Genomic DNA, 25,072 nt, shown 5'->3' on the forward strand with positions numbered 1-25,072 from the left:
TGTACGGCACTTGGGCGGGGCCGTACGGCGCACCACGCTCCTATCCCCCGGCCAGGCGGCGGCGTATCCAGGCGCCCGCGAACGACGACATCCCGGCCATGGCCACCCCCGCCACACAGGCGGCGGCCAGGCTCACGGCCCGCGTCAGCCGTACCGCACGGGGGATGTCACCCACCCGAGGCGAAGGCCCGTCACCCATCGTCGGCCGCTCCTCCACCCTCCCCCCGTAGACGTTCTTCCCGCCGAGCGTGACCCCGAGGGCGCCGGCGAACGCGGCCTCGCACCGCCCGGCGTTCGGGCTGGGATGGCGATGCCCGTCCCTGCGCAGCATGGCCCGCGCCGCGCCCGGATCGGGCGCGGTCAGCACGGTGAGCACGCCGGTCAGCCGCGCCGGCACGTAGTTCGCCACGTCGTCGAGCCGGGCGGCGGCCCAGCCGAACCTCTCGTAACGGGCGGATCGATGCCCGACCATGGCGTCCAGCGTGTTGATCGCCCGGTACGCCAGCATCCCCGGCACCCCCGCCACCGCGCCCCAGAACAGGGGGGCCACGACGGCGTCGGAGGTGTTCTCGGCCAGCGACTCGACCGTGGCCCTGGCCAGCTCGGGGGCTTCCAGCCCGCTGGGGTCCCGGCCGCACAGGTGGGGGAGCCGGGCCCTGGCGCGTTCCAGGTCGCCGCGCTCCAGGGCGTCGGACATGTACGCGCCCTCCCTGGCCAGGGTGGTGCCGCCGAGCACGGCCCAGGTGGTCAGGGCCGTCAGGGTCGTACGGAGGACTCTGCTGCGCGAGGTCGCCCGCACCGCCAGCACGCCGAGCGTGGCCGTGCCGCCGACGCACACGGCCACGTGCAGCACGCCGCGGCGCCTGTCGTCCGCGTACAGGACCTGCTCCAGCCGCGCCGCCCCGCGCCCGAACACCGCGACCGGGTGGGCGGGGCTCTGCGGGTCGGCGAGGAGCCGGTCGAGGGCGACGCCGAGGGCGAGCCCCAGAGGGTCATACCAAATGGGCATGAAGCTCATCTTCGTGCACATCCAGCCACGCGGCGGCCCGCCGGATGCGCTCACCGGCGCCGCCCGCCCACATCTTGGCCCAGTTGCCGCCGACGGTGGCGCGGGTGCGCATGACCGTGTAGGAGCGGTGGAAGCGGAGCCTGGCCAGTTCGAGGAGGCGGCGGCGGTCGCGGGGCAGCACGCCGTACGCGTCGCAGAACAGGCGGAGCCGGGCGCCGACGTCCACGGAGCGGAGGAGGGGCGCGCGATCGACGGGGTCGGAGATGGGGGCCCAGTGGCGCAGCGTGGTCACGATGTCGAAGAGCCTGGTGGTCGGCCGGGCCAGATCAAAATCAATCAACGCGTACGGACCGGCCTCGCCACCCCCTGCGTCCCCGGAACGACCACCCGAGCGACTGCCTGAGCGACTGCCCGAGCGGCCACCCGAGCAATGCCGAAATATCACGTTCTCAGGCGTTAAATCACAATGCCCGATCACTTCCGGCGACCGATCATCATTCGACCCCCCTTCCCACCCCAACTCCGTCAGCGGAAACCCGGCGGTCGCATCATGAAACCGCCGCAACAACCCGGCAAGCTGGGCCAACGCCTCATCGGTCACGCTCTCCAGCCGCAACCCGGTCGTACCAGGGACATAGGTGAGAATCTCCCGGCCGAACTCATCCATCCCCACCACCCTCGGCGCCCCGTCGAACCCGACGGCCTCAAGGTGTCTGAGCAGGGCATGAACGGCGGGCGTGGACCTACTGGCCGGTCTGCGCACGGTGTCACCGACGCGCACCACCCCGTCTGTCACGTCCCCGCCCTGCAGCGGAATCTCATGCAGGAGCGTCGCGACCATGCCCAGACAGCTTAGACCTATATGCCCCACCCCCGCCTGGCCTTTTTCAACTCAGGAAGTTGCCACCGCGGCCCGCTAGCCTGCACCTTCATGCCGATCCTGCTGTCGCCGGCCGCGTTCGTGACGACGCTGCTTGGCGGCTTCGTCGCCGGCCGCGTCGGCAGGCTGCTCGGTGGCTTCGTCGGTGGCCGCGTCGGCAGGCTGCTCGGTGGGTTTGTCGCCGGCCGCGTCGGCAGGCGCCGCCACCTCGTCCCCGGCTTCGCGGCCGGCGTCATGCTCGGCGTGGTCGCCTTCGACCTCCTCCCGGAGGCCCTGGCCCTCGAACCCCTGCGCGTGCACGGCGTCCCCCTGCCCATGCTCACGCTCGCCGTCGCCTTCCTCGGCATCACATCGTGGAGCGCTCGATGGGCATGCACGACACCCACGAAACGGACTACGCCACCCACCGGCACGCCCGTGCGGGCGTCGGCCTCACCGCCGGCTCGGCCCTCGTCATCCACAGCCTCCTGGACGGCGCCGCGATCGGCGCCGCCTACCAGACGGACACCTCCCTCGCGGTGGCCGTAGCCCTAGACGCCATCGCGCACGACTTCACGGACGGCTTCAACACCTACACCGTCACCTCCCTCTACGGCAACGCCCGCCGCCGCGCCCTCATCCTCCTCACCCTCCTCACCCTCGACGCCCTCGCCCCCGTAGCCGGCGCCACCATCACCACCCTCGTCACCATCCCCGACGCCGCCCTGGGCGCGTACCTCGGCCTTTTCGCCGGATTCCTCCTCTACCTCGCCACGTCCGATATCCTCCCTGAGGCCCACACGCCCAGACGGGCGACGAGATGGACGTTGACGGCGACCGTGCTGGGAACGTTGTTCATGTGGGGTGTGATCGGGTTGACAGGCTGACACGGGGAAAACGTGTACGTGACATGTCGCCGGATCATGCACAATAAGGCGGGAGCGCCCTTAGCTCAGCTGGATAGAGCACCGGACTTCTAATCCGACGGTCGCAGGTTCGAATCCTGCAGGGCGCGCTTTGATCATGTTCTGACCTGCGGCTTTGCGGGATCGGACTCGTTCTAGAATTTTCGTCTAGCGGCTGCGCGCTCCATACGTGCTCGCCCGCACCAACCCCGCACACACCATGATCCATTTGTCATCCTCCCACTCGGTACAAGAGCAGCGGCCCCGCCTCGCCGCGAGCAGGCGGCGAATGCGGGGCCGGATGCTTAATCCGACTGTTCAGCTCCTCAGCGAGATGACTTGCCCGGGCGCGGTCTGGTCTTCCTTGCCGAACAGCAGAGCCGCGGTCTTCTCGGCCGCGGCCATGGCCACCTGCGGATAGACGGAGGTGTAGGTGTCGGCGGTGAACGCGCTGGAGGTGTGCCCCAGCGTTTCCTGCACCACCTTCATCTCCACCCCGGCCGCCAGCATCAGTGAGGCCGCGCCGTGGCGGAGATCGTGCAGGCGGATGGGTGGCAGGCCGGCGAGGTAGGCCAGCCAGAGAAACTGGTCGGAGATGTGCTGGGGATGCAGCCGGTTGCCGTCGGGCTGGGTGAACACGAATCCGGTGTCCGCCCATGCCTCGCCCATGGCCAAGCGTTCCTGGAGCTGCTGCTGCCGGTGGGCGCGCAGCACCCGGGCGGTGTCGGTGTCCAGGGCGATGGTCCGCACCGAGGCGTCAGTCTTCGGGGTGCCCTCACGAACGTCCCAGGCCAGCTGCACGAGCTGCCAGTTGATGGTCAAGGTCTGGCCGTCGAGATCGACCTCCTTCCACCGCAGCCCGCACGCCTCGCCTCGGCGCAGCCCACGCAGTGCGATCAGCTGGTAGAGGGCGAACAGGCGGTGGCGTCGTGCTTCTTCGAGGAACAGTCGAGTCTGGGCGGGCGTCCAGACCATGACCGGGGAGGGGCGGGGCGCGCTGGTGTAGGCGTCGATGGGATCGACCCGCCGCCCGCCTCGTCGCTGCTTCTCCCTCTCCCGGTAGCCGCGGAAGTCCTGTTGCCAGGCGCGGACCCGGTCGTCAGTCCACACCAGAGGCTTGGGCCGGGTGTAGGCGGCCATCTCCAAGACAGCGGCAGGGTTGAAGTCGATCAGCCGGTCTTGCCGCATGGCCACGTTAAGTGCGTGCCGGAGGGTGGCGCGGATGCGGTGCATGGTGGCGATGCTGATCGGCCGCCGGTACTTCACCGTGGCCCGTATCTGCGGGTCGGGGTGGGCGCGGCGTTCGGCGATGGTGTCGTTGAACTCCTCGATCTGCTCGAACATCAACGCGATGTCGCTGACCTTGAGCTGATCCAGCCGCAGCCGCCCCAGGTAGGGGGTGAGGTAGAGGCGGATGTGGCCTTCGTAGGAGCGGCGGGTGGTCTCTTCGATCTTCCGTTTGCGGTTGAGGAACTCGGCCAGCCACTGCGCGACGGTGATCTCCTGGGTCAGATGCTGCCCGGTCTTGATCTTGCGTCGGACCGTTTCCGCGTCCGGGAGGGTGTCGGTCTCGGCCAGCGTCCGCTTGATCAGGTCAGCGATCTGGATGCGAGTGGCGGGCTCACGCGGGTCGGCCAGCGCGAGCAGGTCACGCACTTGCCCAAGCTCGGCCTTGGCGGCGTCCTGGGTGGCGAAGCCACCGCGCCGCAGCGGCCCGCGCCGCTTACCGTCGCTGCCGGGTGGGAGTTCGATCTGGTAGTTCCAAATGCCGTGCCGGTAGCTCCATCCGCCGTCGGCGCGGCGCAGCTTGGGGCATTGCTGCCCGAGTGCCTTGCCGTCGCTGTTGCGGCAGGAGCAGCGTTTGAAGGTGCGTCCCTCGGCCATGATGTGTGTCGTCCTCTTCTCTTCGGTGCTGTTGGGTGGGGCTGCTGTGACGGTGAGCAGGGAAGCGGATGGAGTTCGGCGCGGGGTTGCTGCGCTCAGTTCCTGATGGCTGGCGAAGGCGCTGGCCGCCCCTCGCCCACCTGCGGAGCTGGATAAGTCCGGTTCCGAGCACTCGTCCCGCGATGTCCCGCTCGGTCGCGGCCCCGGGGGTCGCTGGGCACGGGCGCACAGCGGCCCTGTCGCCCCCTGGCGCCGTCGGTACGGCGTGGGGCGCCGGGTCGTCGTGTTCCCGCCCGGCGCGGCCGATGCGGTGGGTGTGGGCCGGGCGAGCACGCCGGTGGTCGTCACCCCGCCGCATCGATGGCCGTGCCGGGCAGGGCGTATCGACGCCCACCTGGATGGCGTTGGTCAAGGCCGAATCCGACGGTCAACACCGGTCCCGGGTGCTGGCGGTTTCCGCACCGCTTCGCCGCCGCTGCATCGCTTGAAGCACCACAGAGTTAAGGACAACTCCCGTGCGCGGGAGCGCACCCACGCGTGCGAGCGAGATGAGAAGCCGTTTCCAGCACGCCGGCCGGGGATGGCGTGTGTCGTCGCTGCCGGCTCGATGGACACCTTTCGCGGCAGTCGGGAGGCGTCGGTCGTGCTGAGCGGTACGGTTTCGCCGTTTGCCTGGTACGGAGGATGATGTGGTTGGTGATGTCGCGTTGCTCTGCGGTGAAGCCATGTGGGTGCGGCCCGATTACCTGGGCCACCTGGTCCCTGTCACCTTTATAAATACCTGCGGTCAGGCCCGATTTTGGACAGCAGGCAGAGCAAAGGTTTGACTATCATTACCGGACAAAGCACTCGTATTCGGTGCACGTCGTGCCCGCGGACGGACGGGGACCGCCCCTGGTCGTAGACGCCGCAGGCATGGCGGCGTGCAGGATGCGGGCGGTGATGGTGAGAAGCTGACGCGACCTGCGAATTAAAAGTCGGCAGCTAAAGTGCCGTGCACTATCATTCTGTATTTGAATGTACCACTGCAGTCACCATTGTCATCCCTAGAAATGCCCAAGAATGCCAGTCGGCACTGCGCCGTATCGCGTGCTGACGAGCATCCACCGAGCAACCGCAGGGGTGGATCGCGTCCGTTGACAGTTTCTTGCATCTTCGGTTCTTTAACCTGATGTCAGCCCAGAGGCCGTAGTCGAGGCGCTAGGGAGCTGACATTGTCCTCTTTAAGGATGGCAGGACTATCGAAGGATGCGGGGACGATCCTGGCTGCTTTGGTGCTGTTGTTAGCATCTGCCCCGGCGCTCATCGGGGGTGCGCGAGCAACCCCAGCATGCGAGTCACCAGCAACTCCTAGGGGATGTAAATCTTGAAGGTGGCCGACGTTGTGTCTTTGCCACATCTACGAGCGAACATTCCCGCCAGCCGCCCAGGACCCGTAGGCGGCTCCGGAAGCTTTTCCCGCCCAATGAGAACGAGACCGCCAGGCGCTGCCACGTGGCCGGCAGGTGCCGAATCGCTCAGCACCAAAGAACAGCACAACGCGGCAGCGAAGGCGAGCACGTCCGCTCGCAGATCGTCGTCCTCGAGTGAGGGATTGAACACGATCCGGTTGGGGGCGACCAGTGCCGTGATGTCGTCATCCGGCCATGGGCCGTCGATGCACTCGAAGTCCGAAACCTCGATGCCGCCCTCCATGGCCATGCCATAGAGTCGAGCGAGAGGAGTGGGCAGGTCAAGCACACCTCGCGGACTGCTAGTCATGATCAATCGCCTTCTTCTGCCTTGCAGGCAGGGTCGAATTGTCCAGGGATGTCTGCCCGGTCTTGTCGAACGTGAAGCTCCCGCGACTTTGCTAGTGGCCGCTCGTTGACTCGACCAGTCGGCTGCGCCGGGCCAGGACAGCGGCGCGGGAGATTGCGAGCGCGAGCCTCTCAGCCTCACTCACTGGCAGCCCTCCATCGCCGGAGGTGTGGAACCAGATCAAGGCGCCGTCTTGTTCGTCGTCGTAGGTCAGCCACGCCCCATCGACGTTGCCGCTGGCGCAGCAGTCGCCAGGCCGGTGGCGGTTACACCAAGGCTGACAGCCCTCCGCCACACTGACCGATTGCGGAATCTCGCCGATCTCGGCTCGGTTACGTCCAGCCGCGACCAAGGTCAGCAGGTGGAAAGCGATCTCCTGTGCCTCGTCGAGGGTCATGTAGTACGTGGCCTTGTCGCTGCTGTCCGCGAAGCAGACACGAGGTTCGCCCTCACGATAATGCTGTACGAGGTTGGCCATGGCCTGACAGGGCCTGTACCTCGGGTTGCCGTCCGTGCCGTAGTTGTCGTACGGCATCGTCTGCAGATCGGTCTCGAGGTAGCGGCAGCCGTGCTCTCGGTCCTCCGGGTAGTCCATGCCGTTGTGGCTGTCGCTGCACCAGGCGGGGCACATACTCACCGAGAGCCAGCCCGCCGGGCTAACGGCGGAGGCGTCGTCAACTCGCGTGCGGGCGCTCGTGCTGATACTCATCTAGTTACGCACCTCTCGGTTGGAACCGGTTGCCGACTAAGGCGCGGGTGCGTACGCGCTACGAGTAGTTATACCTCGAATACACAAGACGACAAAGCTACACCGATATGACTGCCTCTTGTCGCACTGGACATGAATATTCCTCAAATGGTCTCTTATGTCCTGTGGGGAGATATTTCTTGTAGCTCGACGATTATGGGTAACTGTTACCCTGCTTGGTGAAATGCGAAGAATCGACCAAGTCAACCTCTTCCCTTGCGAAGCGTTCCATGAGCTCTTTAATCCTGATGAGGCTGGTCACGGTAGGTGTGCACAGAGCGGTGGCGGGTGATGGGAGGTTCCCGGTAAGACACCCGTCGACCAGATCGGGGACAAGAGAGCGTCAACAACAGCGTGGTTGATCGTGAAACCTCGAGTTGGGAACCCGTTGTCGCGAAATCTAGTTGCGTACGGTGGCGGCCTGATGTCATCTGGTGATATGCGTCGGTGGGCGAAGCTGAACGAGCGCCAGATGGCGACCCTGCGCCGCATCGCGGAGGGCGAATCGATCACCGCCAAGGACAGTGATTTAGCTCGTACCGTGTATGCACTCCGGGACAGGGGACTGGTTTCGACCCCACGGCGAGACGGGGTCTGGATCGCCGAGGTAACCGAGGCAGGACGCTTCTACCTCGAGCATGGCTACTATCAGGGCGCTGCGGCTCTGACATCTCCCACCGTGACTTCCAAGGGCGGAAGACGAACTGCCAGCCCGGGGCCGCCATCACCTCACGTTTTGGCGGCTGAACTGATTAAGCGCTTGCAGGACGAAGGGGGGACGCTGCATGTCCGTGACCCGGACGAGGCCACCAGGGCGCTTCATCGACGGGCATTGGACGCGGCCAAGCGCCAGGGATTGATCCCTGAAGGCTTCCGCCTCCTGCATACCGGTCGCGACCGCGGGGATCTCATCCTTCGGCTGGAGGATGCTACACATCCCGATGATACGGAGTGGAACCGCATCCGATTGAGCGCCCGTGACCTGATCACCGATCCTCACGAGCTTGCGGACTGGCTTAGGGAAGATCGTCGTTCGATCGACGTCACCGACGCGATGTTCGGCCGCGCGTTGGAAGTGGTACGCGCCTTAGCAGAGGACCTGTTGAAGCGGGGCCATTGCATCGGCATATCCAGGCGGGGCAAACCACGGGGCCTCTACGCGCACGCGCGTGGGCACCAGTACGCGCTGCACATCAAGGAGGAACTCGACCGCGTTCCTCACGTGTACACCGAAGAGGAACTCCGGAGCCGAAAGCTCTACACCTGGCAACGGGTCACGCCCGAGTACGACGAGGTCCCTTCGGGCCGGCTCAGGCTTGAGCTGGGGGAAGGACGCGGTCTGCAGTGCTGGGCGGACGACAAGCGTTCACGCGTGGAGGACAAGATACGAGCGGCCGTCAAGGAGATTGAGCGGCGCGCTGAGGCTGACCAGCAGGCACGCCTGGCGCGAGAGAAGGCTGAGCGCGAACGCGCTGAGAAGTGGCGACGCCAGGAGGAGGAACGGCATCGACGGGAGGCGGAGCGGCAAGCAGCGCGCGATAAGGAACGTGCGCAGGCCGCCGACCAGGCAAGGGAGGAGCATCGACGGCGAGTCTTCGGCCAGGCACTAGAGGGATGGGCCCGCGCCGCGGAGATCCGCGAATTCTGCCGGGGGCTGGAAGCACTTGCGGCGACTCTGCCTGCACAGGAGGCAACGATTACGCAGTGGGTGACGTGGGCGCGAGCACAGGCAGATCACATGGATCCCTTGCACACGCCGAGCGTGCTGACCGAGGCGAACTTCGACATCGAACCGACGCCGGAGGCCCTGCACCGCTACCTGCGGGAGGAAAGTCGAGGCGAACGAGAACCACGACCAGAAGAACCCGCCGGCGTCAGGTACGACGATCTCTACCCATCAGCATGGCAATGGGGACGCCCAGGTCGCTCTCAATGGTGGCGGCGGTAGCCGTAGCCCCGCGCTTGCGTAGTGCCTCGACCGCCCGGTCCAGGAGCTTGCCAAGCCGCACAACCTCATTGCGCAAGGCGATCAGCTCATCGAACCGCTCAACGGCTTCCTGCCCGCACCACTGCCGCACCAAGGCGTGCACAGGTTCGCGCTCGCGCAGCCGTACCTTGCGTTCCTCCCGGGCGTCCGCCCAGGACGGCCGGTAAGGGTACCCGTAGAGGTTCTCCGAACGCAGTTCCGCTTCTTCCCGGTGGATCGCTTCTATGATCCCTTCGGAGAAGGTCGTAGCAATCGTCGGCATCAGCCGCCGTGCTGCCCGCCAAGGGCTGATCAGCGTCCCATGACGATCATGGAAGGCGAGAGGGTCGTCGGCTAGTTCTTCGACGGTGAGTCCCAGACGATCAGCTACCCCAGCAGGCTTGTCGATCCGCAGGACCCCCGTCTCGGTCTTGCTTCGTCCGAGGATCACCCGTCGGCCAAGCCCACAGACCTTCACGACGAGCAACGCGGCTTCGTACTCCACCGTGTCGCCAGCAGCAGACGATGCTTCTCTGACGGCCAAAAGGCGCCGCTCGTCGTTGAGCCGCGGTTCGATGTCGGTCCAGCGGTCGAGCAGAGAGGTGTAGGAGACCCATTCCTGTAGCCCAGCGTCGTCGCCGTCCAGCCGGCGAATCCTGATCGAGTCGTCGCTATCCCGAATCTTCACGATCGTGACGCGGTGCACGGGATCGCCCAGCGCCCTCGGCCGCTCGCGATAAGCCCACTCTTCTCCAACCTCCATGCCTGACAATAACTCCGACGGTGTTACCGCACGGTCACTTTGCGCGATATGCGGTCGGCTGCTCTGCTGCGACCGGTGATTCCTGTACACGACGGGCGGAGCTGTATCAATCGGCAGCAGGCAGCAGCCGTGCTGACACCTACACCTCGGTCCTGCCCGAACTCCATCACGAGGCAGCTGAGGCCACGGCACGCCTGGTCCTCACCACAGTGCGAAAAACAGGTCATAGGTTGCAAAAGATAGCGATCCAGCTTCGGCGTCGTCCCACGAACCAGCCGCTACGCTGACTGCTTTGCCGGAAAGGCCTGGTGGTGCTGTTTTTCCCAGAAGTGACCCAGTTATGACCCACCTCTTGACTCTGCGAACGAGGTGGTGGGTGAACCTGCAGGTTGGAGTGGGAGGGTGCCCGGGGCTCGAACCCGGAACCTACGGATTAAAAGGGGCGTTGATCAAGAAAGTCAGTCCGCTCTACACTTTTCGCAGATGATTGCATCGCGGATCGCACGGCCACTTCAGAGGAGCGTTCTTTCCTTGTCTTTCCCTCCCGGTGACATGGGCGCCGCCGTCGGCACGCACCTGCACTTCCAGAGACTGGAGCGGTTGCTGCATGAACGCCACCTCGATCTGGGCGACCGAGTCCACCTCAACTCCACCGGATCCCAGCCGTACCTGATGGTCAAACTGCCAGGAGACCGAGGGGTCGTGCTGAGCCAGTCAAGGCTCGGCCACGCATTGGTATGGCTGATCGTCGATCCAGTGCTAGGGAGTGAGCCCTCCATCTGGCCGCTGGACACATCCAGCGAGGTGCTCGTCGACGCCATTCACGCCCACGCTACTGCCCGCCTCGCCGGAGTGCCGGTAGCGTCGCCTTGGCGCTGGCACGAGAGCGAACCGTCGGACATGACCGAGCTCGCCGACCTCCTGTCCGAACGAGGAGTACACGTCCAACGGGTGGCGGCCGGGAACCGATACTTCGCCTATGGACCGCGCTACGAGCCCAAGCTCCACATCGCAGACGGGCACGAAGGAGCCTACGTCGAGGCCAGGCTCTCCGACATCTTCGTCCGGGTCTCCATCAAGGCCAGCGTCGGCTGGCTGGTCGACATATACGACCCGGAGCGTGAAGCTTGGACGCGTGTCGATCTCGGCGGTTCCCTAGGGCGCGGGAAACTCCCGACGCCGGGCATGCCGCGCGCCGACGTCCCTGTGAGTCGGATCGCCGACCTAATCTGCGACGGGCCGAAGGCGTGGGTCGAGAGCGGCGTTCCCTGGGAGACGTCCAAGCCGTCGCGAGCATCCGCCGAGACGTGGTCCGACGTAGAGGAATCTCTGTTCCTCACCGAGCCGGCCCTACGGCCGGCAGGCGCAAGGGAACACCTGGACGCCGTTCTGGAGCAGCTCGCGACCTTCGGCTTCGGAGACATCCGCGAAGGCGGACCGGACAGCCTGATTCACTCCGACACCTATCACGTCGATTGGAGCGGCCGGACCAAGGACCTGTCGACGTCCGAGATCCAGCGGCTGAACGGCCTGGCCGCAGCGGCTGGCGAAGACCTGCCGAAAAGGCTGATCGTGATCACCAATGGCAGGATCAGCGGACCAGCAGCGGAGTTCGCGGACAAGGCCAAAGCATTCGTGTACGGCCTCAACCCCGCGACGGGCAGGCTCAATCCCCTGAACTCACGCGCCCGTGACCTGCTGCCGCCCCTCACGGAGCCGAGCAGATACATCCTGGAATAGCTTGTGCCCTTCGGATGACGATGTCGCGAGGGGCTATGACCTTTGTCAGCTCCGCAAACGGTCGAGAGCGGTCGGCAGGTTGCCGTCGCTCCAGTAGTCCTCACGCCAGATGATCGTGGTCACCCCGACGGTTCCGACGAAGCCGGACAGGTCACCCCTCCGGTGCTTCGGGTGACAACGGCGGGGCGTTCGTGAAAATCTTGGGGTATGTCGCCGATCCCCCATGAGCGCGCTCACCGCCCCCAGTTAGAGAAGATCACCGAGCTCGCGTCGCGGGTCAAAGCGGGGGAGATCAGGCTTCCGAAGTTCCAGCGGCAGTTCGTGTGGAAGGGCCACCAGGTCCTCGATCTCCTCGACTCGATCTCACGGAACTACCCGATCGGCAGCCTGTTGCTGTGGGACAGCGAGTTGCGGCTGGCGAGCGACCACGACATCGCGGGCATCGAGATCGACCAGGCGCCGAACCGTGAACGTACTGCCTACCTGCTCGACGGCTGCCAGCGTCTGTCGACTATCTGCGGGGCACTGTACTGGGAGCCGAAGGGTGATCCGAAGAGCCTCTGGAACCTGGTCTATGACTTCGAGGAGGAGCGTTTCGCGCACCGGAAGGACTTCGACGAGCCGCCCGCGCACCAGATTCCGCTGAGGCTGCTCGCCCAGCCCTACCAGTACGCCAAGTGGGCTTCGAAACGGCTTCCTGATGAGTTCGAGGAGGCGGCGGGGCAGCTGTTCGACAACTTCTCGAACTACGAGACCTCGGTCGTGACGCTGAAGACGGCCTCGATCACTGAGGTCGGCCGGATTTTCGAACGGGTCAACACTCGCGGCACACCGCTGACGGCGGTCCAGGTCATCCGCGCGGTGACTTGGCGCAGCGACTTCGATCTCCTCGACGCCATCGACGGCGTCCGCGACGTGCTCGCGGCCAAGAACTACGGCTTGATCGACCAGATGCTGCTACTCCGCGCGATCTCGGCGGCGGCCGGGCTCGGGTTCGCCAAGTCCGACATGGAGCAGCTGCCGTCCGTTGGCCATGAACGTCTCCTGGCGGCCATCGAGGAGACCGAGGAGGCCGCAAAGAAGGCCGTGGACTTCCTCACCACCGAGATAGGCACTCCGACGGCCGCCGCGCTTCCCCACGCCAACCAGCTCGCCGTCGTCATCGAGATCTTCCGGCAGATCCCGAGGCCGAACGGCAAGCAGTTCGCCCAGCTCCGCAGCTGGTTCTGGCGGACGGTCCTCGGCGGCTACTACGAGGGCTGGAATCCCCGGAAGATGGCGGCGGACCTCGCGGCGGTGACGGCGTTCGCGAAGGGCGAGACCAAGGGCATCGAGGTGGACGTTCCGCCGCCCAGCACGCGGCTGTGGGCGGGTAAGTACGATCGGGGCACCGCGCCGCAGAAGACGTTCGCGCTCATGCTCGCGGCACGGGGCCCCGTCGACCTGATCACCGGGGCAGCAATCGACGTGGGAAAGACGCTGGCCGGGGACAACTACCTGCAGTTCCACCACTTCTTTCCCAAAGCGGCCCTCCTACGCGACGGCATCAGGTTCGAGCAGGCCAACGTCCTCGCGAACATCGTCATGCTGACCGCGATCAGCAACCAGAAGATCTCCGACCTGCCGCCGTCCGCCTACCTGAAGGCCGAAATCGACTTCAGTGACGAACGGACGATCCGCGAGCGGCTCGACACCTGCCTCGTCTCCGCGCCCGCTTTCGACGCGGCCATGCGTGGCGACTACAAGGCGTTTCTCGCCGCCCGGTCGGAGACCCTGCTGGATTGGGCTAGGGATCTCATCCAGCGCGGCCTGGCGACGGAGGCCGCGCCGGTTGAGCTCGACGAGGAGAGCCTGCGGCTCGCGAACGAGGTCGAGGTCGTGGACGAGGACACCGACGACTGAGGTCCGGGCGGCGGTGTCCGGGCCGGTCACGTTCTGTCGGTGCCGGATGGTCTCCTAGTGGCGGGAGGTGAGTCCGATGCGCGTCACTGATCTGCCCGAGGCCGATCGGCCCAGGGAACGGCTGCTTGAGCACGGCCCGCGTGCGCTTGCCGAGCGGGAGCTGCTGGCGCTGGTGCTGGGTGAGGGCCGTCCCGGCGTGGACGTCATCGAGCTGGCGTCCCGGTTGCTCGCCGACCATGGCGGGCTGGCCGCGGTGGCGGCGGCCGATCCGGGCGCGCTCCAGCGGTCGGCGGGGATAGGCCCGGCCAGGGCGGCCCGGCTGACGGCGGTGTTCGAGCTGGCGCGACGCGCGGCCACGCCGCCGCGCCTCGGCCGGATCACGGCCACCGAGGACATAGCGGTCGCCGCCGCACCGCTGCTGCGTGGTCTCCGGCACGAGAGGGCGGTCGTGGTCGTCTGCGACGCCGGCGGCCGGATCCTGAAGACGGCCACGCTCACTGATGGCGCGGCGGATCGCACCCAGATCCCAGTCCGCGACGTCCTGAGCCTGGTCCTCGCTCTGGGCGGCGCCCGTTTCGCAGTAGCGCACAACCATCCGAGCGGCCGGACGGAACCGAGCGAGGCGGATGTCCGAGTGACCGCCCGCCTCCGCGAGGCCGCGACCACGGTCGGGCTCCGCCTGCTCGACCACGTCATCGTCACCGAGACTTCGTGGGCCAGGATCCCGTGACCATCGCACCGGTGCCGGTCCAACCGGTGGGGACGGCTCGCACAAGCCCATCCGGTCGCCGGCCTCGACGAGCCTGTTGGGCGGCCCCGGCAGATAGGCCACCAGCTGCCCGTCGCACGCCCGCACCAAGCCCACACGCCAGGAGTCCGTAGACGAGGCTCCATCGACGGACTCCCTCGCACTCCCGTTCGGTGAGCTCCTCTCGCAGCTCAAGGCCGTCACTTGGATGAAGTTAACGGAAGGACAACGAGTGACTCGCGAGGTCGCAGACCTGGAGTGGCGAAAGATCAGTTACAGCGGTTCCAGCGCCGCATGCGTCGAGCTCGCCTCTCTCCGGCACCACATCCTGGTCCGCGATGCCAGGAAACCCGGCGAGGGCCTCTGAATGTCACGGACACCGACTCCCATTCGCTCTTCGTCGCGATCTGCGCCCACCGGCCCTAACGAACGATCCGTGCGAGGTCGGGCAAGCTGCGCCCCCACTCACAACCGCCCACTGAACGCCGCATTCAGCAGCGAATTGGTTAGAGTAACGCCCAGGTCCGCCTGCTGGTTTGAACGGTTTTGCGTGTCCCCAAGCCGGTCCAGCATTTGCGCGATTTCCTCCTGCCGCCTTTTGCTGGGAAGAGCAACCGAGAGAGACTCGAAGTCCTTCATCGAGAGGGTCTGGTTCCGAAGTACCGTTCCCGTGGATGTGCTCCGGATGAGGTCGCGGCCCGCGCGAGTCTGAAAGAAGTAATTGAGGTATCGGATATCAACTGCATCCGACGGGCGGTAGGTCAAAAAGCGGTGCGACCCGATGAATCCTGACTCGTTGGTGCCGGAGATGGCAATTGCGCCCTCCCAAGCCATTATGTTGCTTACTATCAGACGGTCTGGATGGATCTCGAAGTACTTGAGCTTGCTGAGCTCGCTGCCGAGAACTGGCGGGCGATGGAATATGCCTTTTCCGAATGAGCGGATTCCAATCTGCGAGTACTGCGCGTCTGGTTGAGGTGTCACAGGGATCCGCTCGAGGCTTAGCACGTTCCCCAGACGAGTCGGCGCATTGCCTTGCTCTTCATGGAACACGGAATCGCGAATTGCGACGCGGAGAGCTTCCGCGCGAGAGCGAAGCTTGGCAAGCTCACCAAGCTTCGCCGTGGCCGCGTCGAGGCGGGCGGCGATGCGGCGCTGCTCGTCCAGGTCTGGCAGGGGGACTGGGGTGGACATGAGGGTGGCGGGGGTGGTGCGTTTGCGGCGCACCATGGAGCCGCGCGGGGTGAGGCGGTCCCATAGTGGGGGCCAGCTGACGAGGTGGGAGATGTAGCGGACGTCGGCTTCCGCCTCGATAATGTCGAAGACCGGGTATTCCGGGGAGACGTGCGCTCCGGAGAACTCTTCGGGGACGACGGCCAGTGCCCCTTCCCAGGCGTTGAGTTTGCTCATCACGAGCTGACCGGTGGTGAGACGGCTGAGCGCCTTGTAGGCGGTTTCGTTGCCGGTGATGGTCGGGCGTTTGATCAGGCCCTTGCCGAAGCTGTAGATGCCCGCGATGCGGTATTCGTGGTCGGCATTCACAGAGACCGAGCAACGCGCGAGCGTGATGGCCTCACCGAGGGGGCGTTCCGGAAGCGCCATCAGCGGTCCTCCACGTCTTTCTGGAGAGAGGTGAGAAGGCTGAGGACCTCCTGCTCGGTTTCGATCAGCTCGGCAAGGAGTTCGGTTGGCGACCGGTGCAACAGGTTGTCGATGGTGTTCGGGTTGGTGAGGTCGAGGTTGAAGCCGGAGGCCAGGAGGTCGGCGATCGGAACGCGCCAGGCGCGGTCGTTCTCGGTGCGGTCGGCGCGCTCCGGGCCGCCCCACCATGCGGCGGTGGACTCGAATTCCTCGTAGCGCATGGGCCTGGTCTTGGCGTAGCCGCGGCTGCCCTCGGGTGGGGTGATCTCGTAGAACCAGGTTTCCTTGGTGGGGCTGGTCTTGTCGAAGAAGAGGAGGTTGGCGGGGATCTGGGTGTAGGGCGCGAAGACGCCTTGGGGGAGGCGGACAACGGTGTGGAGGTCGCACTCCTCGAGGAGTTGTTTGCGGATCTTGGCGCCGATGCCCTCGCCGAAGAGGGCGCCGTTGGGAAGGACGATGGCGCAGCGGCCGCCCTGCTTCAGTTTCTTGATGACGGCGTGGAGGAAGAGCCAGGCCGTTTCGCGGGTCTGGTAGCCGGAGGGGAAGCTTTTGGCGATCGAGTCCTCCTCTTCGCCGCCGAAGGGCGGGTTGGTGAGGATGACGTCGACCTGGGAGCCGGGACCCTTCTCGTCGATCATCACACGGAGGGAGTTGGCGTGGAGGACCTTCGGGGAGGGGATGCCGTGCAGGGTCAGGTTCATCATGCAGAGCAGGAACGGCAGGGGCTTCTTCTCGATGCCGCGGATGTTGTTGAATAGCTGCTGTTGGAGGACCCTGCTGGTGGCCTGCGGGATCAGCTCGGTGTATGCCTCGACGAGGAAGCCGCCGGTGCCGCACGCCGGGTCCATGATCGACTCGCCGAGCTTTAGGAAGGTCTGTTCGACCATGAAGCGGATGACGGGTCGCGGGGTGTAGAACTCGCCGGAGTCGCCCGCGGCGTCGCGCATCTGCTTCAGCAGGTCCTCATACAGGAACGCCATCGTGTGGATGTCGTCGCTGCTGTTGAAGTCGATGCCGCGGATCTGATTGACCAGGTCGCGGAACAGGTAACCCGACAGCATGCGGTTCTGGACGCCGGCGAATACCTGGCCGAGGACGTTGCGCGGGTCGCCAGGCACGTCACTGCGCATGCTCGCGAGTTCGGGCAGAAGCTTGCCATTGACGAACGCCAGCAGTTCCGCGCCAGTGAACGTCTCGTCGTCGGCCCAGGCCCGCCACTGGTACTCCGGTTTGATGATCGGGTCTTCGCCGAACACCTCGCGTTCGGCCTCCAGCGCGTCGAAGGAGCGCAGGAACAGCAGCCAGGACAGTAGAGGCAGGCGGTCCAGGTCGCCGTTGAGGCCCGCGTCCTTGCGCATGATGTCGCGGGCCGACTTGATGACGGCCGACAGACGGGCGCGGGAGGTCGCGTCCTGCTTCTTCGCGGGTGAGGCCATTGTCGTCAGAGATCCTTCTTCGTCGGCTGGATGTTCAGATCGATGAGGGTGCGGGCGAGAGTCGTCACGCGGAAGCCATCGCGGTGTTCGACGTCGGCGGGGGACAGGTCGGCGCGGTGGGTGAGCACGGCCGGGTCCCGCTGGCGGAATCCGGGCGGAACCGTCATGTGCACGACAGCCGGGTCGACCGGCGCGAGGCCGTGGACGCTCAGGGCTGTCTCGTGGGAGAAGACCGCGCGGTCTAGGCTCCACAGGGACCAGCGGACCAGATGGTCGAGGTCGCTCGGCGGGAGGTCGGCGTATTCGCGGAAGCGGTACAGGCCCCGGTCGATGCGCGTCCAATTGCCCCGGCGGACGTGGAAGTACTGCGACTGATAGGAGTAGCCGTCGAGCAGCGCCTGGGCCGCCGTGAAGAAGCCGCGCTGACGGGCGGCCCGGCGCCAGAGCCGGGTCCGGGGTTCCTCTTCCCGCTGCCTCACGGCCACAAGGCTAGCGCATATGAAACTTATAGTCGCTTTTAGTTTTGTGCACGATGCGGATCTCGTCTGGTCCGCCCCAAAAGAACTTAGGAGGCTTCGTACAGCTGAGTGCGCAGGTGGTCGACGGCGGTGCGCAGCCCGGCGCCGGAGCGGTCACCGAAGAGCTCTGCGATCTCGACGACCGTGCCGAACTCCTGGTAGGCAGGGGAGTCCATGGACTGAACTTCCAGTTCGCTCTCATCGTGTGCGGAATACTGTGCCAGCACGCGTTCGAGGATCGCGCGGGCCTCAAGGGCGAACGACTCCAGGAACTCACGGTGCTGGAGCTTGAAGCGGAGGGCGCGTTCGGAGCGCGACAGCACGGGGAGGCCCCAGCCGAGATAGATCAGCAGGTCGATGGCGTCGGCGTCGGGACGGCCCGTCAGCTCACCAAGGTCGGCTGTGCTGATCCCGATGTCCTCCAGGCGCTCCCGCAGCTCTTTACGACTCTGGCTGTGCGCCCACTGGGCAAGCAGCTGGTGCGGGGACAGGTCGAGCTCGTGCAGTTTGTCCTTGATGAACTGCTCCAGCCGCACGAGGCGCAGCCGCAGGCCCGTTCCGTCAGCCTCGGTGATGTAGACGGCCGAACCGAGGATGTTCACCTCGACGTCGTCTATATAGAGGGTGCGGCCCTCGGCGCGGATGTCGTCGATCTCCTCGCCGTCGGTGATCATCGGCGGAAGGTCACCGCCGTCGTTACTTTCATACCCAGCCTCGGGCTCGGCCGCCTCGTCGGGGTCCGGGTCGGGCTCGATGTCGAGGTCCTCGGGAAAGGTGATGAAGCTGCCGTCCGGGTCTGCCTCGTCGCGGAGCCGTCGGAGCGGCGGGCCATCGAACTTGGGGTCGTAGAACAAGCGGGTCGCGTCCACGAAGTCGATGATGTCGAACGCGAACTTGCCGGTCTCGGGCGACAGGCGGGTGCCGCGACCGATCGTCTGCTTGAACTCCGGCATCGAGCGGATCACCCGAAACAACACGATGTTGCGGACGGTCGGGATGTCGACGCCCGTCGACAGCATCCGCGACGTCACCGCAATGACCGGGACCTCGGAGGCGTCGTCGCGGAATTCATCCAGACGCTCTCGGCCGGCCTCGTGGTCGTCTCCGGTGATCCGGCAGACCCACTTGTGGCCGTACCGCTGCGACAGGTCGGCGTTTGCGCGGGTCAGCGCCTCGACCATGCGCATCGCGTGGTCGTTGGTCTGGCAGAACACGATCGTCTTGTGCATGCGGCCGGTCTTGTGTAGATACTCCGTCAGGTAGCGGGCTACCTCGTCGGTGCGGTCGAGGATCGCCACGACCCGCTCGAAGTCCTTCGGCCCGTACAGCTCGTCGGGGATCTCCCTGCCGTACATGTCGAGCTGACCTGTGTCCGGCCGCCAGCCGTACAAGTCAATGTCGATCCGGACGTTGCGGACCCGGTAAGGGGCGAGGAAACCGTCGCGAATGCCCTGGGCGAGGGAGTATTGGTAGATCGCGTCGCCGAAGTAGTGGTAGGTGTCGACGTCCTTACGGCTGATCGGCGTGGCCGTCAGTCCCAGTTGGACGGCGGGCTCGAAGTACTCCAAGATCTCGCGCCACTGCGAGCCCTCCGCGGCGCTGCCCCGATGGCACTCGTCGACGATGATGAGGTCGAAGAAGTGCCGGTCGAACCTCGTGTAGAAGTCCTGCGCCCCGCCAGGCTGTGACAGTGACTGATACAGCGCGAAGTAGATGTTGCGGCTCTTCTGCACTCTGCCCTGGCCGAGCCGGTGGACGGCCTCGCCGAACATCTCGGTGAAGTAGTCGTCCTTGGGCTGGTCGATGAGGATGTTCCGGTCGGCGAGATACAGGACACGGGGCCGCCGCCCCTTTTCTGGCCAGTTTGCGTTCCACAGTTTCGCGACGATCTGCGCCGAGACCAGAGTTTTGCCCGTGCCGGTGGCCAGCACGAGGAGCAACCGTCGTTGCCCCTTGGCGATGGACTGGACGGCTCGGTTGATCGCGTTGCGCTGGTAGTAGCGGGGGTCCTTCGGAGTGCCGTCCCAGTTGCGGGTCAGTATGAACGGCGCGGATGCCAAGTCGGCATGAGCGTCGTCGGCGAGGGATCGGTCATCGCGGTACCGGGCCCAGAGCTGCTCCGGTGTGGGGAACTCTGAGATCTCTGAGATCAGGCCAGTCCGGTAGTCGATCTCGATGGTGCGGGTGCCGTTCGTCGAGTAGGCGAATGGGACGTCCAGTAGCTCGGCGTAGCGTTTGGCCTGCTCGAAACCCTCAGCGGGATCAATGCGGGAGCGTTTGGCCTCGACGACGGCGAGCGGTAGGCCGTCGGAGTGCTCCAGCACGTAATCGGCGATCAGTGGGCGTTGCTGATGGTGGCGGCGGGCGGTCGGCTGGATCCGGCCGCGGTTGATCCGGTACTGGCTCTTGACCTGGTCTTCTACATTCCAACCGGTCCGGACGAGAGCGGGCAGGACGAACCGCTTGCAGGTCTCGTCCTCGGTGGGATTGCCGCTACTGGAAGTCACCCCTCATTTCTACCTGGAGGGTGTGACAATTTCCGGACTATCGATCCCAAACCCCCTTTGAACGCGGGTTGGATCTTCGGCAGGATGACCGGAAACTACCTCAGACCGGCAGACCTGCCGAATCACCTGGCTAGCCAGCCACCGGAGGTCGGTCGTCAGCGCCTCATCCTCGATTGTCAGCAACGAAGCCAGCAGGTTCGGCAGTGCGCCTGCGGATAATTGCATCCGGCCAGGTCATGGCTCTGCGGGGACTTCGCGTGGCGTACACGAGCTCCGCCCACTCGGAAGGCGGAAGTGCGTACGGCAGGATGATCCGTTGTGCTCCTTCGCCTGGCCTACCTCGCCGTTACGAACGCGTTCGCCGCGCTGCGGTTGCTGCCTATGGGCGATCGGGACAAAGACGTGGAGATTCTCGTCCTGCGTCATCAGATCACCGTCCTTGAACGCCAACTCGGCGCTGATACCAAAGTGCGATTTGCGCCTGAGGACCGGGCCTACCTTGCCGCTCTCCTGACATCGCTGCCCCACGAGGTCCTGCGCCAGTTGCGGCTTCTCATCCGTCCTGACACTGTCTTGCGCTGGCACCGTGATCTGATGAGACGTCGTCACGCCCGTATCTGTCGGCCGAAGCGGCGAGGGCGACCGCCCACGGTCCGCTCCATCCGCACACTCGTCCTGCGCCTGGTTCGGGAGAACCCTGGCTGGGGCTATCGACGGGTGCATGGTGAGCTCGCCATGCTTGGCATCAAGGTCGCGCCGTCCACGGTCTGGGAGATTCTCAAGCAGGCAGGTCTTGATCCAGCGCGCGAGCGGGCGTCCACCACGTGGGCCGACTTCCGGCGTTCGCAAGCCGACGCCATCCTGGCCTGCGACTTCATCGAAACCGCCACCCTTGGCGGGCAACGTCAGTATGTCCTGGCGGTCATCGAGCACGCCACCAGGCGCGTCCGTGTGCTCGGCACCACCGCTCACCCGAGCGCAGCCTGGGTCATCCAAGTGATCAGGAACCTGGTGATGGACCTGGACAATGTGGGCTGCCGGGCGCGCTTTCTGCTCCGAGATCGGGACGGGAAGTTCCCGGCCCTTATGAACGAGCTCCTTACAGAGGTCGGCATCACGATGGTGCTCACCGGCACTCCGAGGCCGCGTATGAACTCCATCATGGAACGGTAGGTGCAGTTCTGCCGTCACGAGCTCCTCGACCGCTGCCTCATATGGAACGAAAACCATCTTCGGCACGCCCTGCGCGAATACGAACACTTCTACAACCAGCACCGAGCCCACCAAGCCCTGAACCAAGCAGCCCCGCTGCGCGCCGTCCCCCATCCGATCACGGGTCCAGAGCGAATCGCCTGAATGTACGCCGACGAGACCGGCTCGGCGGCATCCTCCACGAGTACTCACCTGCCGCTTGATCAGCATGGATGGAATTATCGGCAAGCGCAGAGCCGCCAGGCGACGATTCTGGCAGCGTCCTCCTGAAGGTGTCCTGCTGAGAGAAGAGGACACAAGCTCACCGGTGCCCGTGACCCTCGGATTGTCCTCAGGGAAAGCTGCCCCAGCAGTCGCTCGTGGCGGGCACGATCTCAGCGGACAGGACGTGGGCCAGCAGGCGGAAGCCGACGACGTCGTTCATTCACCGGGTCGGCTGGGATCACACCCTGGGCGAGCGGCACCTCGAAGTAGGCCGAACTGAACGGTCTCCGTATCAGGAACACCCGGTACCTCCCCGTAACAGTCAAGGTGGCAGGATCGACGGCGATGGCGCCGAGCATGATCGGCCCGTTGCGAAGGCGTACGTCACCGTCATCGAATCGGGCGATCAACAGAGCGCGATGCCACTTCACCCCGTTGCGCCCGAACAGCGCGAACAGTTGCCCGCGCGTCAAATCCTCCCGCATGGCCAACGGAGGTGCGGCCTTCGCCTCAGCCGCGGCCATTTCGACCATCGCGTCAAGTGCCCCCCGGGCGCGCCGATGCGCCTCGGCCTCCTGGGCGTCCCGTTCTGCCAACCAGGTCGGCGCCTCCTGCACGAGTTGCCACAGCCGCCCGGGCGGCATCTGATCGGCATTGAACGTCTCCAAGCGGCCGCTCGGCACCTGTGCCCGCGAGAGGAAGAACGTCAAACCCAGCTGCCGCAGATGCCGGAGAACCACTTGCTCAAGCTCCCAGGCGTGGTCGCCGGACGCAACGGGCAGAGCTCCGACGAGCGTCCATCCGCGCCGGCGAAAGACCTCCAGGCGTGACGACTTCGCTCCTGTGATTCCGACCTTGACCGCGCCGAGTTCGTCGTGATGCATGACGTAGACGCACGCAGGCCGCTCAGCGTAAACGCCGCCGATACGGCGGGAAGACGCGGCGACATCCGCCGCCGCGTCTTCTGCAACTCGAGTTCCAGCCGCAACAGGCTCCATGCCTCTATTGAGGCACATCGCATGCCTCGACGACGGACGTATCGGCAGTTGTCCACGAAAAGGCGAAGGGTACCGGCGCCCCCCGCCCGATTCGCGGGGCATCTCCATCGCGTCCTTGTGGTGTCGTACCGCCTGACGCTGGTCTCGCTGCCCATCTACCGCGGCAGCGACCAAGGGATGAGTCTCAGCAATTGATCAAGGGTACGGGCCGCCGCGCGGCGTACACCGTGGCGGGAAGCAAACGCCGCACCCAGGACAACGGCGGCGGCCACGGCCAGCATGAGCGCCAGCCCCGCAGCCACGAGCAGTACAGCGATTCGGCCGGCGGGCAGGCAGACGATCGCCCCTGGTGTGATCACCCAGCAGGACCACACCCTGATCCGTCGGCGGCCATCGCCTGGCCGCACCCCACGTCCGCAACTCATTGCACCAGCCCTTTCCTTCACCGGTCCCGGGGCCGCGCCGATGCGGCACGGAAACCGTGGAGTCCAGTGAGCCAGAGACGAATTTTGCGATTCAGGGTCACCTCGCGGAGTTGTGAGGACGAAGATGAGGTCCAAGCCCAGATCCGGCCCGAGCAGGGCCGACCGCGAGCTGATCGCGCATCGGGTACTCCTTCGTGACGGCAGCGGAGGTGGGGCGCATCCAGGAATCCGAGGTGAGGGGGGCTGCCTGGTATCCGCTTGTAGAGGCCGAGCGCCTTGTCGGGCACCGCATTGCGCGTGCCGTCTGACCGGATCAGCCGGAGGCTGCCGGTCGGCGCGTGCATTCAGGAAGGAGAAATCAGACCCGCCAAGGCCGAAGACACCGGTCCGTGATCCGGCAGTACGCAGCCTAAATGAGGCCGCCAGGTGCGGTCCGGAATCTCCGAGCCCTCAGTCCAGCGGTAACCTCACTCGCCGAATGTCAGCAGGGCACGTTGTAGAGGTCGGTTTGCGGGGCGACGCATGGCGGGGGCGCTGACTTCGACGATGAGGAGTTCGGTGAGGAACTGGACGTTGGCTGCGAGTAGGTGGCTGGTGTAGCCGTCGGCAGAGTGCTGCTTGAGCCCGACAGCGACGTGGATGTGCGGAAGGATCTGGTTGGCCTCAGCATCCCAGGCGATGGTGCCGCAGCCGAGGGCCTCGATGTTGGCCAGATGGACCTTGACCAGACCGGTGCCTGAGGATTGGGAGGTTTCTCGCAGGTGCTGACGATGTCCGCCTCGGCGAGGTCGGCCAGGAACATGGGCATGTATCCCTGCCATACGCCGGCATGCGGCAGAAGTCGCTCAGCGCGGTGAAGAAGTCCTCGCCGTGATCGAAGGTGCGGCCGGTGGTGCGTTCGTGGCTGGTGCCTGCTCGGGCGGGCTGACCGTGTGGGGCGACTGCGTGGGTACAAGCGGCCGGTGATCGGAGCCATACAGCGTGTGGGCTCGCTAGAGGTTGCCGCATTGGCAATGTTGCGTGCATTCCGTGATGCTCTGAGTACCGTAGGTAGAAGAAGGCGTGCGAGACGTTCCTGCCCGGACGGTTGAGTCAATTGTGAGCAAATCGCCATATGTAAACCAAAGTCGAGACGTTAACGTCTAGCTGAGGAACGAGTTAGAGAGAGGGGCGCAACATGTACAGCACCGTGCTCGCGGCTGCGCTCTCTGGCGCCTCCGTGGGGCAGTTGAGGTACTGGCGGCGTCAGCCCCCAGTGTTCGCGCCCGAGTATCAGACACCTCACAAGGTCCTCTACTCGTACAGAGATGTTGTGGCGCTCCGATCGATCACTTATCTGCGGCAGAAGGACGTTACGTCGCTGCAGGACATCCGGAAGTCGATCAAGAACTTGAGAGCCATGGGCAAGATCGAGCACCTGTCTGAGTACAAGCTCGTTCGTAGCGGCAACACCATCGTCCTCGTAGACGGGGACGAAGCCATCGACCTCCTGCGAGCGCCGGGCAACGCGATGCTGGCAGACCTGGTGGACATCTTCGGAGAGTTCGACGGCCGAATGGGCCGCGTCCTGCCATTCCAACAGCCCGTGCCCGGTGTAGTAGTCGACCCCGAGGTCCTTTCCGGCTTCCCTGTGGTCAAGGGCACCAGGATTGGCTACGACCAGGTCGCCAGCCTCATGGACGATGATGTGCCCGCTGAGGAAATCTCGCGGTTCTTCCCATCCGTCGGCGCTGAGGCGGCCCTCGCTGCGCAACAGTTCGCGGACTACGTCCGCAGATTCGATGTTCAGGACCAGGTTGGCTGAGCG

21 protein-coding genes and 1 tRNA gene are annotated in these 25,072 nt (G+C 65.3%); 9 read left to right on the forward strand and 13 right to left on the reverse strand.

The genetic code is table 11. The annotated features are described in order from the left end of the window. Window positions 1-40: 40 nt before the first annotated feature. The 3 genes from HD593_RS08245 to HD593_RS60170 form a co-directional block, all read right to left on the reverse strand. A complete protein-coding gene (locus tag HD593_RS08245; protein WP_185101599.1) occupies window positions 41-1,009 on the reverse strand; it encodes a cobalamin biosynthesis protein in 969 nt (322 codons plus the stop codon). Then, the gene (locus tag HD593_RS08250; protein WP_185101600.1) at window positions 993-1,850 is read right to left on the reverse strand and encodes a phosphotransferase; all 858 of its coding nucleotides are present in this window, start codon (window positions 1,848-1,850) and stop codon (window positions 993-995) included. The genes HD593_RS08245 and HD593_RS08250 overlap by 17 nt, the downstream gene beginning before the upstream one ends. Before the next feature lie 75 nt (window positions 1,851-1,925). Continuing rightward, window positions 1,926-2,189, reverse strand: coding sequence for a hypothetical protein (locus HD593_RS60170; RefSeq protein WP_221524654.1), 264 nt, complete (start codon window positions 2,187-2,189; stop codon window positions 1,926-1,928). A gap of 65 nt (window positions 2,190-2,254) precedes the next feature. Here HD593_RS60170 and HD593_RS60175 point away from each other — a divergent pair, with 65 nt between their 5' ends. Beyond that, complete coding sequence (locus tag HD593_RS60175) at window positions 2,255-2,755, forward strand: ZIP family metal transporter (protein WP_221524655.1); 501 nt, start codon at window positions 2,255-2,257, stop codon at window positions 2,753-2,755. Window positions 2,756-2,809: 54 nt separating this feature from the next. Next, window positions 2,810-2,883, forward strand: a tRNA-Arg gene (locus tag HD593_RS08260). Window positions 2,884-3,091: 208 nt separating this feature from the next. On the opposite strand, the gene HD593_RS08265 is transcribed toward HD593_RS08260, so the two are convergent. The 3 genes from HD593_RS08265 to HD593_RS08275 form a co-directional block, all read right to left on the reverse strand. Further along, window positions 3,092-4,657 carry a site-specific integrase gene (locus HD593_RS08265; protein WP_185101601.1) on the reverse strand — a complete coding sequence of 522 codons (1,566 nt, stop codon included), beginning with the start codon at window positions 4,655-4,657 and terminating at the stop codon, window positions 3,092-3,094. Between the two features lie 1,350 nt (window positions 4,658-6,007). Then, window positions 6,008-6,358 (reverse strand): hypothetical protein, encoded by a 351-nt coding sequence (locus tag HD593_RS08270; RefSeq protein ID WP_185101602.1) that lies wholly within the window; start codon window positions 6,356-6,358, stop codon window positions 6,008-6,010. A 151-nt stretch (window positions 6,359-6,509) separates the two neighbouring features. Continuing rightward, window positions 6,510-7,166 (reverse strand): hypothetical protein, encoded by a 657-nt coding sequence (locus HD593_RS08275; protein ID WP_185101603.1) that lies wholly within the window; start codon window positions 7,164-7,166, stop codon window positions 6,510-6,512. Between the two features lie 463 nt (window positions 7,167-7,629). Here HD593_RS08275 and HD593_RS08280 point away from each other — a divergent pair, with 463 nt between their 5' ends. Further along, window positions 7,630-9,153 carry a hypothetical protein gene (locus tag HD593_RS08280; RefSeq protein WP_185101604.1) on the forward strand — a complete coding sequence of 508 codons (1,524 nt, stop codon included), beginning with the start codon at window positions 7,630-7,632 and terminating at the stop codon, window positions 9,151-9,153. On the opposite strand, the gene HD593_RS08285 is transcribed toward HD593_RS08280, so the two are convergent. Next, entirely contained in the window at window positions 9,080-9,934 is an 855-nt protein-coding gene (locus tag HD593_RS08285; protein WP_185101605.1) for a hypothetical protein, read from the reverse strand. The two genes, HD593_RS08280 and HD593_RS08285, sit on opposite strands and share 74 nt — an antisense overlap. Before the next feature lie 552 nt (window positions 9,935-10,486). Here HD593_RS08285 and HD593_RS60180 point away from each other — a divergent pair. The 4 genes from HD593_RS60180 to HD593_RS08305 all read left to right on the forward strand — a co-directional run bounded on the left by HD593_RS60180 (window position 10,487) and on the right by HD593_RS08305 (window position 14,691). Further along, on the forward strand, window positions 10,487-11,674 hold the full coding sequence (locus HD593_RS60180) for a hypothetical protein (protein WP_221524656.1): 1,188 nt from the start codon (window positions 10,487-10,489) through the stop codon (window positions 11,672-11,674). Between the two features lie 207 nt (window positions 11,675-11,881). Further along, window positions 11,882-13,576 carry a DUF262 domain-containing protein gene (locus tag HD593_RS08295; RefSeq protein ID WP_185101606.1) on the forward strand — a complete coding sequence of 565 codons (1,695 nt, stop codon included), beginning with the start codon at window positions 11,882-11,884 and terminating at the stop codon, window positions 13,574-13,576. 76 nt (window positions 13,577-13,652) lie between these two features. Further along, entirely contained in the window at window positions 13,653-14,306 is a 654-nt protein-coding gene (locus HD593_RS08300) for a JAB domain-containing protein (RefSeq protein ID WP_185101607.1), read from the forward strand. A gap of 226 nt (window positions 14,307-14,532) precedes the next feature. After that, window positions 14,533-14,691, forward strand: coding sequence for a DUF397 domain-containing protein (locus tag HD593_RS08305; RefSeq protein ID WP_185101608.1), 159 nt, complete (start codon window positions 14,533-14,535; stop codon window positions 14,689-14,691). Between the two features lie 98 nt (window positions 14,692-14,789). Here HD593_RS08305 and HD593_RS08310 read toward each other — a convergent pair whose 3' ends face one another. The 4 genes from HD593_RS08310 to hsdR form a co-directional block, all read right to left on the reverse strand. Next, window positions 14,790-15,926: a restriction endonuclease subunit S gene (locus tag HD593_RS08310; protein WP_185101609.1), complete on the reverse strand. Its 1,137-nt coding sequence runs from the start codon at window positions 15,924-15,926 to the stop codon at window positions 14,790-14,792. Then, the gene (locus HD593_RS08315) at window positions 15,926-17,401 is read right to left on the reverse strand and encodes an HsdM family class I SAM-dependent methyltransferase (protein ID WP_185101610.1); all 1,476 of its coding nucleotides are present in this window, start codon (window positions 17,399-17,401) and stop codon (window positions 15,926-15,928) included. The genes HD593_RS08310 and HD593_RS08315 overlap by 1 nt, the downstream gene beginning before the upstream one ends. A gap of 5 nt (window positions 17,402-17,406) precedes the next feature. Then, entirely contained in the window at window positions 17,407-17,880 is a 474-nt protein-coding gene (locus HD593_RS08320; RefSeq protein ID WP_185101611.1) for a type IV toxin-antitoxin system AbiEi family antitoxin domain-containing protein, read from the reverse strand. A gap of 86 nt (window positions 17,881-17,966) precedes the next feature. Beyond that, a complete protein-coding gene (hsdR, locus tag HD593_RS08325; RefSeq protein ID WP_185101612.1) occupies window positions 17,967-20,426 on the reverse strand; it encodes an EcoAI/FtnUII family type I restriction enzme subunit R in 2,460 nt (819 codons plus the stop codon). Between the two features lie 318 nt (window positions 20,427-20,744). Between hsdR and HD593_RS08330 the strand changes: the two genes are divergently transcribed. Continuing rightward, complete coding sequence (locus HD593_RS08330) at window positions 20,745-21,599, forward strand: hypothetical protein (RefSeq protein ID WP_221524657.1); 855 nt, start codon at window positions 20,745-20,747, stop codon at window positions 21,597-21,599. 413 nt (window positions 21,600-22,012) lie between these two features. On the opposite strand, the gene HD593_RS08335 is transcribed toward HD593_RS08330, so the two are convergent. Both HD593_RS08335 and HD593_RS08340 read right to left on the reverse strand, forming a co-directional pair. After that, window positions 22,013-22,840 carry a hypothetical protein gene (locus HD593_RS08335; protein ID WP_185101613.1) on the reverse strand — a complete coding sequence of 276 codons (828 nt, stop codon included), beginning with the start codon at window positions 22,838-22,840 and terminating at the stop codon, window positions 22,013-22,015. Window positions 22,841-23,732: 892 nt separating this feature from the next. Beyond that, window positions 23,733-24,086, reverse strand: coding sequence for a PPC domain-containing DNA-binding protein (locus HD593_RS08340; protein WP_221524658.1), 354 nt, complete (start codon window positions 24,084-24,086; stop codon window positions 23,733-23,735). A gap of 356 nt (window positions 24,087-24,442) precedes the next feature. Here HD593_RS08340 and HD593_RS08345 point away from each other — a divergent pair, with 356 nt between their 5' ends. Continuing rightward, the gene (locus HD593_RS08345) at window positions 24,443-25,069 is read left to right on the forward strand and encodes a DUF433 domain-containing protein (RefSeq protein WP_185101614.1); all 627 of its coding nucleotides are present in this window, start codon (window positions 24,443-24,445) and stop codon (window positions 25,067-25,069) included. Window positions 25,070-25,072: the final 3 nt, after the last annotated feature.

The sequence above is a fragment of the Nonomuraea rubra genome, assembly GCF_014207985.1.
Taxonomy (GTDB): Bacteria; Actinomycetota; Actinomycetes; order Streptosporangiales; family Streptosporangiaceae; genus Nonomuraea; species Nonomuraea rubra.